The 15,356-nt window shown below is 44.7% G+C and carries 16 protein-coding genes; 8 read left to right on the forward strand and 8 right to left on the reverse strand.

The features are described 5' to 3' along the window. Positions 1–31: 31 nt before the first annotated feature. Complete coding sequence (locus GWR56_RS16730; RefSeq protein ID WP_162432349.1) at positions 32–706, reverse strand: YggS family pyridoxal phosphate-dependent enzyme; 675 nt, start codon at positions 704–706, stop codon at positions 32–34. A 41-nt stretch (positions 707–747) separates the two neighbouring features. Between GWR56_RS16730 and GWR56_RS16735 the strand changes: the two genes are divergently transcribed. From GWR56_RS16735 to GWR56_RS16750, 4 genes are all read left to right on the forward strand, one after another. Then, positions 748–1,218 carry a DUF4296 domain-containing protein gene (locus tag GWR56_RS16735; protein ID WP_162432350.1) on the forward strand — a complete coding sequence of 157 codons (471 nt, stop codon included), beginning with the start codon at positions 748–750 and terminating at the stop codon, positions 1,216–1,218. Further along, positions 1,218–3,581, forward strand: coding sequence for an endonuclease MutS2 (locus tag GWR56_RS16740; protein ID WP_162432351.1), 2,364 nt, complete (start codon positions 1,218–1,220; stop codon positions 3,579–3,581). The genes GWR56_RS16735 and GWR56_RS16740 overlap by 1 nt, the downstream gene beginning before the upstream one ends. Positions 3,582–3,654: 73 nt before the next feature. Next, positions 3,655–4,158 (forward strand): endonuclease domain-containing protein, encoded by a 504-nt coding sequence (locus GWR56_RS16745; RefSeq protein ID WP_238395255.1) that lies wholly within the window; start codon positions 3,655–3,657, stop codon positions 4,156–4,158. 290 nt (positions 4,159–4,448) lie between these two features. After that, positions 4,449–5,516, forward strand: a complete 1,068-nt coding sequence (locus GWR56_RS16750) for an SGNH/GDSL hydrolase family protein (protein ID WP_162432352.1) — start codon at positions 4,449–4,451, stop codon at positions 5,514–5,516. Positions 5,517–5,599: 83 nt separating this feature from the next. On the opposite strand, the gene GWR56_RS16755 is transcribed toward GWR56_RS16750, so the two are convergent. After that, the gene (locus GWR56_RS16755) at positions 5,600–6,157 is read right to left on the reverse strand and encodes a hypothetical protein (protein WP_162432353.1); all 558 of its coding nucleotides are present in this window, start codon (positions 6,155–6,157) and stop codon (positions 5,600–5,602) included. Positions 6,158–6,548: 391 nt separating this feature from the next. Here GWR56_RS16755 and GWR56_RS16760 point away from each other — a divergent pair, with 391 nt between their 5' ends. Continuing rightward, the gene (locus GWR56_RS16760; RefSeq protein ID WP_162432354.1) at positions 6,549–7,250 is read left to right on the forward strand and encodes a CoA transferase subunit A; all 702 of its coding nucleotides are present in this window, start codon (positions 6,549–6,551) and stop codon (positions 7,248–7,250) included. Between the two features lie 109 nt (positions 7,251–7,359). Further along, entirely contained in the window at positions 7,360–8,016 is a 657-nt protein-coding gene (locus GWR56_RS16765; protein ID WP_162432355.1) for a 3-oxoacid CoA-transferase subunit B, read from the forward strand. A 3-nt stretch (positions 8,017–8,019) separates the two neighbouring features. Here GWR56_RS16765 and GWR56_RS16770 read toward each other — a convergent pair whose 3' ends face one another. From GWR56_RS16770 to GWR56_RS16780, 3 genes are read right to left on the reverse strand one after another with little or no spacing between them, the layout of a single operon-like run. After that, the gene (locus GWR56_RS16770) at positions 8,020–9,246 is read right to left on the reverse strand and encodes an RNA polymerase sigma factor (protein ID WP_162432356.1); all 1,227 of its coding nucleotides are present in this window, start codon (positions 9,244–9,246) and stop codon (positions 8,020–8,022) included. 37 nt (positions 9,247–9,283) lie between these two features. Further along, positions 9,284–9,625 carry a YciI family protein gene (locus tag GWR56_RS16775; protein WP_162432357.1) on the reverse strand — a complete coding sequence of 114 codons (342 nt, stop codon included), beginning with the start codon at positions 9,623–9,625 and terminating at the stop codon, positions 9,284–9,286. 14 nt (positions 9,626–9,639) lie between these two features. After that, a complete protein-coding gene (locus GWR56_RS16780; protein ID WP_162432358.1) occupies positions 9,640–9,993 on the reverse strand; it encodes a YciI family protein in 354 nt (117 codons plus the stop codon). Between the two features lie 170 nt (positions 9,994–10,163). Here GWR56_RS16780 and rpe point away from each other — a divergent pair, with 170 nt between their 5' ends. Further along, a complete protein-coding gene (gene rpe / locus GWR56_RS16785; RefSeq protein WP_162432359.1) occupies positions 10,164–10,814 on the forward strand; it encodes a ribulose-phosphate 3-epimerase in 651 nt (216 codons plus the stop codon). A gap of 41 nt (positions 10,815–10,855) precedes the next feature. Here the strand turns inward: rpe and GWR56_RS16790 are convergent, their stop codons facing one another. The 3 genes from GWR56_RS16790 to GWR56_RS16800 all read right to left on the reverse strand — a co-directional run bounded on the left by GWR56_RS16790 (position 10,856) and on the right by GWR56_RS16800 (position 14,223). Continuing rightward, on the reverse strand, positions 10,856–12,694 hold the full coding sequence (locus tag GWR56_RS16790; protein ID WP_162432360.1) for an ABC transporter ATP-binding protein: 1,839 nt from the start codon (positions 12,692–12,694) through the stop codon (positions 10,856–10,858). Positions 12,695–12,893: 199 nt separating this feature from the next. Beyond that, a complete protein-coding gene (locus tag GWR56_RS16795) occupies positions 12,894–13,433 on the reverse strand; it encodes a hypothetical protein (protein WP_162432361.1) in 540 nt (179 codons plus the stop codon). A 13-nt stretch (positions 13,434–13,446) separates the two neighbouring features. Then, complete coding sequence (locus GWR56_RS16800) at positions 13,447–14,223, reverse strand: S-adenosyl-l-methionine hydroxide adenosyltransferase family protein (protein WP_162432362.1); 777 nt, start codon at positions 14,221–14,223, stop codon at positions 13,447–13,449. A gap of 103 nt (positions 14,224–14,326) precedes the next feature. Between GWR56_RS16800 and GWR56_RS16805 the strand changes: the two genes are divergently transcribed. Continuing rightward, positions 14,327–15,292, forward strand: coding sequence for a PhoH family protein (locus tag GWR56_RS16805; RefSeq protein ID WP_162432363.1), 966 nt, complete (start codon positions 14,327–14,329; stop codon positions 15,290–15,292). The last annotated feature ends 64 nt before the right edge of the window (positions 15,293–15,356 follow it).

Here is a 15,356-nt window from a genome sequence, read left to right on the forward strand (position 1 = left end):
CACTCACCACTCACAATTCATCACTTACTAATTATTTCTTAGCCCTTCCGCCAAAAATAGTGCTGCCCAGGCGCACCATATTGCTGCCCTGCTCAATGGCTAACTTATAATCGGCCGACATACCCATCGATAGCGTATCAAACGCGTCATCCTTCCGGAAAAAGCTGGTTTTAATGCCATCAAAAAAGGTTTTTAGCTCGTAGTATTCTTCCTTTATCTGTTTTTCGTTAGCGGTATTGGTGGCAATGCCCATTAACCCGCGTATGCGGATATTTTTCAGGGCCGCGTATTCTTCGCTGCGCAACAGCTCAATAGCCTCGTCAAAACCCAAACCAAACTTGGTTTCTTCGTCGGCAATGTAAATTTGCAGCAGGCAGTCAATAACGCGGTTGTTTTTTAATGCATGTTTATTTATTTCCTGTAAAAGCTTCATGCTGTCTACAGATTGTATCATGCTGATGAATGGCGCAATGTATTTAACCTTATTGGTTTGCAGGTGGCCTATCAAATGCCATTCAATATCCTGTGGCAATTGTTCCTGCTTTTCAACCAGCTCCTGCACGGTGTTCTCACCAAATAAGCGCTGCCCGGCATCATACGCCTCTTGCAGGTCGGCCACGGGTTTAGTTTTAGAAACTGCCAGCAGGGCAACATTTATATTGCCGGTTTCGTTATTTAGGCTTTTGATATTATCTGCAATGCTCATTAATGCGTAATTTTGTTTTTATAACGCCGCTAAATTACAGAATGCAAAAATATATAAGCTTGTTTTTTTCAGTATTGCTTGGTTTAACCGCCTGCCAAAGCAACCAGTTACCCGAGGGCGTTATCAAAGAGCAGCAAATGATAAGCCTGTTAACAGATATACACCTAACCGACGGCGAGATATATATTGTACCGCAAATACCCGATAGCATGTACAAATATGCCAGCGCCAAGTTTAACAATGTATTTAAAAAACACCATACTACTGATGCGGCTTTTAAAAAAAGCCTTAAATATTACACCACGCAGCCCGAGCAACTGCTGGATATGTATAATAAGATAGATGCTATCCTGAAAGCAAAATTAGATTCGACCAATAAAGCGGCAATTAAACCAAAACCCGAGGCGCCAGCCAAAACGCCGGATACGATAAAACGTGCAGATACCGCACGAACAGCAAACCCGCTACATCGTACAAAGGGTAATAAACACCTTCTAAAATCTGTTCAATAATGCTATACCCCCAAAATAGCGCGGATAAACTTGGGTTTACCGAAGTAAAACAACTAATTAAGGCCCATTGCTTAAGCATAATGGGGCAGGAGATGGTAGATAAGATACAGGTGATGAGCAATTATGACCTGATAGCTAAATTTTTAAACCAGGCAAACGAGTTTAAAAATATCCTGCAAAATGATGCCGCGTTGCCCATCAATAATTTTTTTGATATAAAATCGCTGGCCAATAAAGCCCGCATAGAAGGCTCTTTTTTATCTGAAGAGGAGTTTTTCCAGGTACAGGCGTCATTAACCACGGTGTTTGCGGTTATAGCTTATTTTAACGAACGCGAAGGCCTTTACCCAAACCTGGAGGCTTTGTTTGAGCACCTGCCGATAGAAAAAGCTATCCTGAAAAAGATAGATGCCATTATTGACCCTAAGGGGAAGATACGCCATAACGCCTCGCGCGAGCTGATGGAGATCACTACAGGCATAGCCAAGGCCGAGCAGGAGGCGCGTAAAAAGATAGACCAGATATTTAAGGCTGCTACCGGCAACGGGTGGACGGCGGATGGCTCGTTAACCGTACGCGACGGGCGCCTTTGTATCCCGCTGCTTGCCGAAAACAAGCGGAAGGTTAAGGGATTTATTCATGATGAGTCGGCGTCCGGGCAAACGGTTTACCTTGAGCCCGAGGAGGTGTTCTCGCTCAATAACCGCATCCGCGACCTGGAATTTGACCGTCGCCGCGAGATCATTAAAATACTAACCACCTTAACCGACGACCTGAGGCCTTATGTGCCGCTGTTATTATCATACCACGGACTGCTTACCAAGCTGGATTTTGTGCGCGCCAAGGCCTTGTTTGCCATTGATATCGACGCCGAAATGCCGAAGGTAGTGAACGAGGCACGGTTAAGGCTTATGAACGCCCGCCACCCGTTATTGTTCCTGAGCTTTAAAAAGGATCATAAAACCGTAGTACCGCTAAATGTAGGTATCGACGAAGGCACAAGGGTAATTGTAGTATCGGGGCCCAATGCCGGCGGAAAATCCGTTTGTATGAAAACCGTTGGCCTGCTGCAACTGATGGTACAGGCGGGTTTGCTGATACCGGCAAGCGCCGATAGTGTAGCAGGCGTGTTTAAGCAGGTTTTTGTTGATATAGGCGATGACCAATCGATTGAAAGCGACCTAAGCACTTATAGTGCGCACCTATCGAAAATGAAGAAGTTTGTGGAGGATGCCAACGGTAAAACACTGATATTGATAGACGAGTTTGGCACCGGTACCGACCCGCAGTTTGGCGGGCCCATTGCCGAGGCCGTGCTAGAAGCGCTGAACCATAAAAAGGTTAGGGGTATGGTTACCACGCATTACTCTAACCTGAAGATATTTGCCAGTAACACCGAAGGGATAGAAAATGCCTCAATGCTGTTTAACAACACCGAAATGCTGCCCATGTATATGCTGGAAGTTGGCAAGCCAGGCAGCTCGTACGCTTTTGAAATAGCCCAAAAAATAGGTTTGCCGCAAAACGTACTTAACCTGGCCAAAAACAAAATAAGCAGCGGCCAAAAAAAGGTTGATAGTTTGCTGGTTGACCTTGAACGCGAAAAGAAGGAGATATTTGACACCAAATTAAAGCTGGATAAGCAGCAGCGCCGCGTGGATAGCCTGCTTGCCGAGAACGAAGAACTAAAAAGCTTTTTAGACGAAAACCGTAAAAGCCTGCTTAAAGAGGCCAAACAGGAAGCAAAGAACATCATCCTGAATGCCAATAAACTGGTTGAAAACACCATTGCCGAAATCAAAAGCAGCAATGCCGATAAGGAAGTAACCAAAACCCTGCGCGATAACCTGAACGCCGAGGTGCAGCGTAATACCGTTAAACCCGACGTGGTTAAGGCAAAACCGGCGATTGATGAAGAAATAAAACCCGGCGACTGGGTTAAACTGATTGACGGGGATACTACCGGGCAGGTAATAGAACTGATAAAGGATAATGTGGTGATTGCCATGGGCGAACTGCGCACCGTGGTAAAAAAGAAACGTGTGGAAAAGGTAGCCAAATCTACTGTGCCTAAAGAGATAAGGCGCAGCGGAATAAGTCACACGGGTGATATTGCCAGCTTTAGCCCCGAAATAGATGTGCGCGGTATGCGTACCGAAGATGCGCTGTTCGCTATAGAAAAACTGTTCGACCGTGCGCTGATGATGGGTTTCGGTACCCTCAAAATTTTGCACGGTAAGGGGGATGGCATCCTGCGTAAAATGATACGGCAATATTTAAAAAAATACGACCAGGTTGACCGTATGGAAGACGAACACCCAGACCGGGGCGGGCAGGGCATTACTTATGTATATCTAAAATAGTGATATAAGTTTAAACAGGGCCAGGTGCGATTCCCTCCCAACGGGAGGGTGCAGGGAGGGGTTTAATAAAGCGATGTACTACGCTAACTCCCCCTGCCACATCCAAGCCCTACACGCCCTCCCTTGGGAGGGAATTGAAACAATATTGATGGCTAAAATCATCCCATACAACCCAAATTTAAAAGTCTTGGCACGCAAGCTCAGAAAAGATATGACGTTTGGCGAGACACTGCTTTGGAATGAATTAAAAGAAGACAAGCTTTGGGGATTTGATTTTGATAGACAGCGTTGTTTGGATAATTACATTGTTGATTTCTATTGCAAAAAACTGATGCTTGCTATAGAAATTGATGGCATGTCGCACAATTATGAAGACGCTTTTAATAAAGATGAATTAAGGCAAAAAAGGTTGCAAACCTTTGGCATCACATTTATTAGATTTAGCGAAGCTGACGTGAAACAAGATATGCAAAATGTAATTCGTGGCATTGAGGGTGTAATTTTAGAAATTATTAGAAAAGACCGATCGATTAAACTTCCGAAAAGTTTTCCGCAAGAAGTTTTGAACGGCTTATAGCCAAGGGCACGTGAGATTCCCTCCCCTGGGAGGGTGTAGGGAGGGGTTATTGAAGCGATAAAAAGTGTACTAACCCCTCCCTGCCACCACACGAGCCCTGCACACCCCTCCCAAGGGAAGGAATTGAAAAAAGAAAGCCGGGGGAGTGTGCGATTCCCTCCCAACGGGAGGGTGCAGGGAGGAGTTATTGAAGCAAAAAAAAAGCGTATAAACCCCTCCCTAAACAACACAAGCCCTGCGCACCCCTTGCGAATGGGAGAATTTTAACGAATTAAACGATACTATATACAATGAAACGTATTTTATTTTGTCTGTTATTAGCATCCATCACCATTAGCTGCGGGGCGCAAACTATTATTAAGTTTGATAATCAAAATATCAAATTTATGGGGCGTATCACGCTTACAGATAGCGCGGCACAACTCACCTGGACGGCATCATCCGTATTGATAAACTTTAATGGAACATCAGCGAAGGCCACTTTAAAGGATAATACCGGGATGGATAGGGTAACTGTGGTAGTCGATGGCAAGGTAATCAATACCACCATTCAGCCCGCTATAAACCCAACAGAATATACGCTTGTAAGCGGACTGCCAAAAGGCAAACACCGCTTAGAACTGTTTAAACGGACGGAGTATGACATGGGCACCTTATCTTTTTACAGTTTTAATTTAGACGGGAAGATATTGCCGCCGCCAAATTTCGCGCATACGATGGAGTTTTACGGCAACTCTATTACCTGCGGCTATGCTATTGAAGATACGGCAGGCAAAGACAGGGGCACAGCCGAATTTGAGAACGGTTATAAAAGCTACGCTAATATTACCGCGCGCCATTTTAACGCTTATTATCATTCCATATCAAAAAGCGGCATTGGAGTGGTTATCAGCTGGTTTAATTATGTAATGCCGGATATATATGACCGTGTGACCGCAAATGATTCTACGAAAAAATGGAATTTTAAGAAGTATACGCCCCAACTGGTGGTGGTAAACCTGTTCCAAAACGACTCATGGTTAGCGACGAATAAGGATCATCCAGAATTTAAAAGGTTATTTGGCACAAAGCCGCCTACACCAGCGTATATAATCGATCATTACCAAAAGTTTATAGCATCTATCCGCAGCAAATACCCCAAAGCAAAGATCATATGTGCCTTAGGTGCAATGGATGCGACCAAACCTGGTTCGGCCTGGCCGGGATATATCGAAAAGGCGGTAGCAGGCTTGCATGATAAAGCGATATACACGCATTTTTTTCCCTATAAGAACACTCCGGGTCACCCGAGCGCCGATGAGCAGCAGGCAATGGCCGATGACCTGATAGGGTTTATCGAAAAGACTTTTAAATGGTAATGGTGAATAGTGAGCGGTGAATGGTGAGTAGTTGGGATATCAACCTTCCACCATTCTCTACTCACCATTCTCTACTCACCCCATCACTCCCCAACCTTTTGCTGATCCGGTAGTTCGCCGTAGCCGGCAACGTCTCCATCGGCATTAGTGCCCGAAGTATCCCCGTCGTTATCGGCGGTACCTTCCTGGTAGCTTTGCTGCGATTGGTTGCGGTTATCCGCTGTATCGTTGTTACTTTCCTCGCCCTCCTTTGCCGGTCCCTCGTTTTCACTGTCAGACTGCCCGGTTGGTACAGCACCTGTAGATTCGGTATAATTTGACTGCCCTAACTGATTGGGATCTTTAAAATTATTGTTCTCAGGGTGTTCTTCAGATGGTTCGGTGCGCTTGAAATAGTCATTGCTATATCCTGCGTTTTGCGATGGATTATTGCCATCGTCGCCCGCGGGGGTGTTGCTATTTTCGCCAAAGCGGTCGCCACCCGCGCCGTTGGCTTCCATACCAGATTCGTTGCCGGTTTTTTCTTCACTGCCAAACATAAAGGCGGTGCGGCGCAGGTCCTTTTCTTCCAGGTTATCGTCATCCTCTACGCGGTAAGCACGTGGTTTATCCTGTTCGTTGTTATCATTATATGCTATCATGATGTTTATAAATTGATGTATATAATAAAGGTTTGAGATATTTAATTGTTTGAATAGATCTTACCGTTGCGTTCCTTTTCTTCTTCGCGCACAAAAGTGTTTTATATATGAATAGCGTTCACAAAACGCAAGATCACTAAAAAATCATAAATAACTTATTGCCAATATATTAAAAGTATTTAATGAACTTTTACTACAGATTATAGCGTTTTTATGAAAAATGTAATACATTGATTGTCAAATATTCACGAATGTTCACGGTGTTCACGTGCGCCGAACGTGAACACCTGAATATAGGCAAATCGTCGGAAAAAAATATTATGCTTGCATAGTAATTTCACTGGCATGCGTCAGGCAAAATGTCTAATTTTACCGCAACCAATTATAAAGCATGAATAAAGTAGTGAGCGGGGCCGATGAGGCCATACGCGATATTGAAGACGGCATGACCCTGATGTTGGGTGGATTTGGCATGTGCGGCCTGCCCGAGAAAAGCATATCAGCCCTTGTAAAAAAAGGGGTAAAGGACCTTACCTGTATATCTAACAACGCCGGCGTTGATGACTTTGGCATCGGTTTGCTGTTGCATAAGCGCCAGGTAAAAAAAATGATATCATCGTATGTAGGCGAAAACGCGGAGTTTGAACGCCAGCTGTTAAGCGGCGAACTGGAGGTGGAACTGATACCGCAGGGAACTTTAGCTACCCGCTGCATGGCCGCGGGTTATGGTATGCCCGCCATTTTTACCCCGGCAGGCATAGGTACCGAAGTAGCCATTGGTAAAGAAGTGCGTAATTTTAACGGTAAGGATTACCTGATGGAAATGGCTTTTGAAGCCGATTTTGCCATTGTTAAAGCGTGGAAAGGGGATAAGCTGGGGAACCTGGTTTACCGCTCAACTGCACGCAATTTTAACCCGGTAATGGCTATGGCCGGTAAGGTTACCATTGCCGAAGTTGAAGAGCTGGTTGAGCCCGGCGAACTTGACCCGGACAACATACATACCCCGGGCATTTACGTGCACCGAATTTTCCAGGGCGAGAATTACGAGAAAAGGATAGAACAAAGGACGGTGAGGAAGAGAGAAATATAAACCACACTTCATCGCGAGGTACGAAGCAATCTTTCGATAGAAAAACCGGCGATATGTAATTTGAAGATTGCCACGCTCTCGCTCTCAATGACGGGTTAATAAAAAAGATATGTTAGATAAAACAGGAATAGCAAAGCGCATTGCCAAAGAAATAAAGGACGGGTTTTATGTAAACCTGGGGATAGGCATCCCAACACTGGTAGCCAATTATATACCCGATGATATGGACGTTATCCTACAATCCGAAAACGGGTTGCTGGGTATGGGCCCGTTCCCTTATGAGGGCGAAGAAGACGCCGATGCCATCAACGCGGGTAAACAAACCATCACCATGTTGCCGGGCTCTGCCGTGTTTGATTCGGCCATGAGCTTTGGGATGATCCGGGCAAAAAAAGTAAACTTGACGATTCTGGGCGCCATGGAGGTTTCAGAAAACGGCGACATTGCCAGTTGGAAAATCCCGGGCAAAATGGTGAAAGGTATGGGCGGCGCGATGGACCTGGTGGCATCGGCAGAGAACATCATTGTAGCCATGCAGCACGTAAATAAAGCAGGCGAATCGAAGCTGTTGCCGAGTTGCACTTTGCCGCTAACCGGCATCAACTGCGTTAAAAAAATAGTGACCGAACTGGCGGTGATGGATGTATTACCCGAGGGTGGCTTTAAATTACTGGAGCGCGCGCCCGGTGTTACCATCGACGAGATCAAAGCGGCAACAGCGGGTAAACTGATCATTGAAGGCGAGATACCGGAGATGGTGATATGAGTACTACAACGCTTCGATTTTAGCGTAAATGGTTTTTCTATCCCTATCGGTTTTGGCCAGTCGCAGGGCCTGCAGCAGGTGATCTTTGGCTTTTAACGCGTCGGTGCCTTTGTATAATTCGCCAAGCAAGGTATGGTAAAAATGGTTGTTTACAAGACCGAGTTTCTCAGCCTCAGCAATTGCAATCGCATTGCCGTTAACCTTTGCCAGCGCGTAGGTGCGGTTCAGCGCGGCAATTGGCGAATACTCAATAGCTAACAAATGGTTATATAAATGCAAAATGTTCTCCCATTTTTCAATGGTGTCGGTCTTTATGGTGTGCCAGTAGGCTATACCGGCCTCGATATGGTATTTAGATAAGCTATCGCCCTGAGACGCTTTGTTGAGGTATAACACACCGTTTTGTATCAGTTGTTTATCCCATAAATTTTCATCCTGGTCGTCGTATAAAATCACTTCGCCGTTTTTATCTATCCTTGCCTTAAACCTTGATGCCTGGAAACACATCAGGGCAAACAGAGCGTTTACCTCGGGTTTATTGGTAGGCGGATAATTGATCAGCATTTTAACAAGCCGCATAGCTTCGTCGCACAGGTCTTTCCGAAGGATCTCATTATCGGTTTCAGAGTAGTAGCCCTCATTAAATAACAGATATAACGTGGTAAGTACAGGCTGCAAGCGGGAACTAAGCTCATTTTTGGCGGGGAACTCCATTTTAACACCACCTGTCCGCAGTTTCTCTTTCGCCCGGAAAAGTCTTTTATTGATCGTTTCTTTATTGGTCAAAAAAGCGTGTGCTATCTCATCAATGCCAAAACCGCAAAGTATCCTCAGGGCAAGGCCAATCTGCCCTTCGGGAGGGATAGAAGGATTGCACACTGCAAAAAGCATTTGCAGTTGGCTATCCGTTATGTTCCGGTCGGTCAGGTCTATTTCCATGACTTCTTGTACGGGTTGCTCAGTTTGTAGAGCCGGGCTTATCTTCTCATTAAAGATCTGCTGGCGGGCAAGTATATTTTTCGCTTTATTTTTGGCCACGGTGTATAACCATGCCTGCGGGTTGTCAGGAATGCCTTTATACGGCCATATATTTAATGCCGTGAGGAAGGTTTCGCTCGTAACGTCCTCAGCTATGGTTATGTTCTGAAATCCGAATGATTTGCATAGTACGGCGGTTATCCGGCCAAATTCGGTTCTGAATAAATGCGGTATAAGCTCCTGTTGCTGCATTTGGAAACAGCCCCGCCATCCGGCGGGGCCTTAATTATTAAATATAGTTAATTTCCCTGATCTCGATCTTACCATCCAACTCAAACACCGGCGAGCCTTCCATCAGGGCAACCGCATCCTCATAAGTTGCTACCCTTATTATCGAATACCCCCCGATAAATTCCTTTACTTCGGTATACGGCCCGTTTGTAACTACATCGCCTTTACTAACTACCCGGCCGGTAGGGGCTAATCGGTTACCCCGCTCAACAAGTGCATTATTCGCGGCCATGTTGCCGACCCAGTCCATATAACGTTGGGTCATGGCAGTTCTTTCGTCATCGGCCATGGTAGCCAAAAGGCTGTAATCGGCACGATATATTAGCAGAAAATCTTTCATAATATTCAGTTTTTTTAGTGTACGTTATCGTTTTTAGCTATCTTTCTTACTTCAACCGTATTGCCTTCGCCCTGTAAAACCGGGCAACCCTTTGCAAATTCAGCAGCCTCATCCGCCGATTCGGCCCTTACCACTATAAAACCGCCAATGGTTTCCTTGATATCCCCAAATGGGCCGTTTGTTATCAGCTTGTTGTGGTCAACCACTCTGGCGTCGTCAAACGGTAGGCCCGTACCGCTTACAAATTTGTTTTGTGCCGCTATACTGCCTATCCAATCCATGGTTTGTTTCATCCAAACCTGCATTTGCTCAGGCGATGCTACTTTGGTACCGTCCTGGTGCCTCATAATTAATGCATACTCATTCATTATCTTAAGTTTTGATTTTTTGTTTATAATCCAATAACAAACGGCTTCCCGCAAATTGGACAATACCACCAAAATTTACAGCACAAAGTGTAGCGAAAGATACGAAGCTTTATATCTCAAACCTTTCAATAACTATTACCTTTACAAGCAATCTTATTATATTTACATCCATGAACCATCTGATAGCCCCATCTATTTTATCTGCCGATTTTGCAAACCTGCAGCGCGATGTTGAAATGATCAATAACAGCGAGGCCGACTGGTTTCATGTGGATATTATGGACGGCATGTTTGTGCCGAATATTTCTTTTGGTTTCCCGGTTGTAAAGGCCACTAAACAGCACGCCAGCAAGCCGCTTGATGTACACCTGATGATTGTTGACCCTGATCGCTACCTGAAAGATTTTGCTGAAGCCGGCGCAGACAGCATTACCGTACATTACGAGGCCTGTACGCATTTGCACCGCACAGTACAGGCTATTAAACAATTGGGCTGCAGGGCGGGGGTAGCCATAAACCCTGCTACGCCAACCGGTATGCTTAAAGATATCATTGCCGATTTAGATCTGGTGCTGGTAATGTCTGTGAACCCCGGTTTTGGCGGACAAAAGTTTATCGAGCACACTTATACAAAAGTAGCCGAGGTTAAAGCCATGAGCGCAAACACCAACCCCAATATTTACATAGAGGTAGATGGTGGTGTGGGCAGTCAAAACATTGCTAAACTGATAGAAGCGGGTGCCAATGTTTTAGTTGCAGGCAATTCTGTGTTTTCGGCGGCCGACCAACGCGCTGCCATTGCGCAATTAAAGCGACCTTAATCATCAGGCAATAACTTAAAATGTATCTTCCCAAACAGGTTTTATCCCTGCGCGGTTTCGAACTGCAGCTGGCTTAAATACCGGTATAAGCCCTGTTCGTTGGCTATCAGTTCCTGGTGGTTGCCGGTCTCGATGATGTTACCTTTTTCCAACACGATAATTTTATCTGCTTCGCGGATGGTTGATAAACGGTGAGCGATAATGATCGATGTGCGGCCTTTCATCAGCACCTCCAGCGCATCCTGGACCAAACGTTCTGATTCCGAATCGAGCGATGAGGTAGCTTCATCCAATATGAGTATCGCCGGGTTTTTAAGTAGGGCACGGGCAATAGCGATACGCTGGCGCTGACCGCCCGAAAGTTTAACACCCCGCTCACCAACAATGGTATCATATCCTTCGGGGAACGAGGTGATAAATTGGTCGGCGTTGGCTTTTTTGGCTGCCTCGATAATTTCGTCCTTACTTGCATCAAGTTTGCCATAAGCAATGTTCTCTAAGATGGTACCGCCAAACAGCAATACATCCTGCGGAACAATAGCCACCTGGTTACGGATATCGGTAAGGGCATACTCATCCGCGTCCAACCCGTCAAAATATATACTTCCGCTTTGCGGATGATAAAATTGTAATATCAACGCCGCCATAGTAGACTTACCCGAACCGCTTGGTCCTACAATAGCCACGCGCTGCCCTGCATTTGCTGTAAATGAAACATCATTCAAAACCGTCAGTTCTGAACGGGAAGGGTACGCAAACACTACATTGTTGAAAGCCAGGTTACCGTGTAGCTTTTGTTTTATAACATTCTCGCTTGCGTTAATAGAAACATTTTCGCCCTTTTCGTCCAGTATCTCTAACACCCGCTCGCTGGCGCCAACCGCTTTTTGAATATTGGCGTATAAATCTGGTAGGCTACCCATTGCAGCGCTAATAAACGCTGCGTAAACTATGAAATTAGTAAGTTGACCAAATGTCATCCCCTTATCGTGAATAGAAACAAGGTACGATCCATACCATATCTCACAAAACACGGTGCCAAAAAGACAAAACACAATAAAAGCACCGAATAGTCCCCTATACTTAGCGCCTCTAACCGCAATGGATACTACGCGTTGCAATGTCTTGTCATATCTTCCGGCTTCAAAAGCTTCGTTTACAAATGCCTTAACATTTGCAATACCTTGCAGCGTTTCTTCCACTATTGTATTAGATTCTGCCAATTGATCCTGTGCTTCGCGCGATATGCTTCGAATAAATTTTCCAAATACGATAGCAACAACTATTAATACTGGGAGCACAACTAATAAAGCGATTGTAAGCTTCCAGGAAATTATAATTAATAAACTTATACCACCTACCAATATTATTAGTTGCCTTATCACCTCGGCGAACGTTGTTGTTAACGTTTCCTGAATCTGCGATAGGTCAGCGCTTATTCTGCTGTTTAGTTCACCAACCCGACGATTGGCAAAAAAATTCATAGGAAGGGTAATAAGCCTGAAATAAGTATCGCGACGAATAGCGGCTAATGACTTTTCTGCGACCTGTACAAACCAGGTAATCCGGAAATACGAAACAAATCCTTGAAGAAACAACACGACAACTGCAGCTTCGCCGATCGTCTTTAGGTCGGCAGGTACAAAGCTATAACGCTTGGTACCCTGCGAAGCGTCGATAAGCGCACCAAAAAAGCCGGGAAAGGCCAAACCCACTAAACTTGAAACAACAAGGAACAGCAATCCACCTATGAACTTTACTTTATATGGTTTGATGTAACTTAATAGTTTACCTACCTTTCTTAGGCTCGCTGCGTTCAATTTTGCTTTTGGTAATTCTGCTTCCGCTTTACTGCTGCTGTTTAACCGTCCTCGTGCCATCTATGGTTTTATATTATCAACTCACAAAACTAAGGGTTAAATGCTTTTATTTAATGTTGAGTTGTAAAATTGACGTTAGGATGTGTAATTTTTTGTACGTAGAAACGCAATCCTTTACGTGTTGGATAAAACTGCGTAACATTGCATGCGCAGAGGCGCAAAGTATTGCGTCTTTAGAAGGAAATGAGATGTCAGCTTATCAATTACTACGTTTTCTTTTTAAGATCAGTAAAACGATGACCGACACAATTAACATTGCCATGGCAATAATATAAAGTTTCTGCCTGCTCTGGTAATCTTCATTTTGTTTGGCCGTCTGCGCTTTCAACGCCTCGTTTTGCGCACGAAAGCTGTTAATGGTTTTCATATAGGCAATGCGTTCCTTTTCAACCTCCCGTGCGGTGTTTTCTATTTGTTTCTTTTGAAAAGCAGTGTAGTTAAGCTGATTGGTACGATAGTCAAAGAGCTTTTTCAACTCAATAAATATCTCATCGTCGGTGTCAACAATATCCATCAGTATCTGGTTGCTCCGCCTGATGTCGTTCTTGGTTTGCATATGAAATATGCCGCTGCGTTTGGTAAGGCTGGTGTCATACTGGCCAAACTTTAACCTGCGCGCGGCAAGCATAGCATTTATTTTAGCGCGCTGCCTGCCATAAGCTACCGAGTCTGTTTTTACCTGCGCAAAGGCGCCCGCGCCAAAAAGCACGATAAACATTAAAAGAAATAAATGTTTCATTGTCCCCCTGGGTTTACTGAAAATCAATAATTACACTATCGCCAAGGTTTAGGCCTAAAAGTCCGCTGGCATTGCCTTTGTTGATGGCAATCTCCAGGTGATCGCTGATCCCGAACAAACAAAGCTTTTCGCCTTCGGGTACTTCGTTATAATGCCAGCTAAGCTGGTTTATGGTTTCGTTGCGTTTAAAGTATAATACAAACCGGCGGCCCTGCTGCACACGGTTAAAAAACTCCTTGGTGATGTTGGTTATCACGTTCTGGAATGCATCGATATAAATTACCGCGCCTTTGATCAGGTTCTTTTCTATAACGGGGTGCAGGTTCATTTTATTTTCAACGCTGGTTACCGGCAGGCCTATCTGGTTAAGCGTACCGCCGTTGGCCAGGTGGCAGGCTGCTTTTACAAAAATATCTGCCAGCGGGAAGTGCAGGAATTTGAGGTCCTGCATAATATTTATTTCCACAATCTCTTCCGGCTCCTGGTCAAACATCAGCGAAAATATACCATTATCAGCACCTACAAAATAGTGGTTTTTATACCTGATGGCCAGGTACCGGGTTTGCGTATTGTACACAGTATCAATGCCTATCAGGTGAACGGTATCATCCGGGAAATAGTAGAAACTGTTCTTCAAGATAAAGGCTGCCTGCTGCACATTAAAGGCCGCAACATTGTTAGTAATATCAACAATATTTACTGTTGGCAGCAATTTATAAATACTACCTTTAAGGGCAGCCTGATAAATATCTTTATCGCCCAGATCAGTAGTTAAAGTTATAATTGCCATTAATTTTGTAAATATTTATTGCTAATCTTGTAAAGCATTTAAAGGTGCAAATATTCAATTTTTAATTCATAAAAATTCGCAAACTGACAAAAATCAATTCCTATTGAACGAGCTAAAGTTATCAATTGAGCAAATAAACCCCGCAGTTTTATGGGGACCGAATAACGATCATTTCGAGATCATAAAAAAGCAATTCCCTAAGCTTAAAATAGTTGCACGAGGCAGCGAAGTAAAAGTTTTGGGCGACGAACACGAGTTAAGCACCTTTCGCGAAAAGTTCGACCTGCTGGTGCAGCATGTAGAAAAATTTGAGAGCTTAACCGCAATTGATGTAGAGCGCATTTTAGGCGCCAGGGCATCGTCGTTAACCGCGGCTGATGGTGAAAGCACCGCCGATAAATTTGCCAGCGGCGAGGTATTGGTATTTGGTCCTAACGGCATTATGGTTAAGGCGCGTACGCCAAACCAGCGCCGCATGGTTGATAGCCTGGCTAAAAGCGATATACTTTTTGCTATTGGGCCGGCCGGTACCGGTAAAACCTACACTGCTGTTGCACTGGCCGTAAGGGCGCTAAAAAACAAGGAGATAAAACGTATTATACTTACCCGCCCTGCGGTGGAGGCAGGGGAGAACCTGGGCTTTTTACCGGGCGACCTGAAAGAAAAGATAGACCCGTATTTGCGCCCTTTATATGATGCGCTGGATGATATGATACCCGCAGAAAAGCTAAAGCTTTACCTGGAAAACCGCACCATTGAGATAGCCCCGCTGGCGTTTATGCGCGGCCGCACGCTTGATAATTGCTTTGTGATATTGGATGAGGCGCAGAACGCTACGGATATGCAGCTGAAGATGTTCCTGACGCGTATGGGTCCATCGGCTAAGTTTATTGTTACCGGGGATGTTACGCAGATAGATCTGCCAAAGAAACAGCAATCGGGTTTATACACCGCGCTGCGCATATTAACTGATATAAAAGGTATAGATATTGTTTACCTAAGCGGCGAAGACGTAGTGCGCCACAAACTGGTAAAACGCATTTTAGAAGCTTACGGGGACATTCAATAAGTTTTGGTATCAAGTAGTTAATATCAAGTATCACGATGCTTCGCATTTTGTAATTTGAATTAGC

It is taken from the genome of Mucilaginibacter sp. 14171R-50, assembly GCF_010093045.1.
Classification (GTDB): domain Bacteria; phylum Bacteroidota; class Bacteroidia; order Sphingobacteriales; family Sphingobacteriaceae; genus Mucilaginibacter.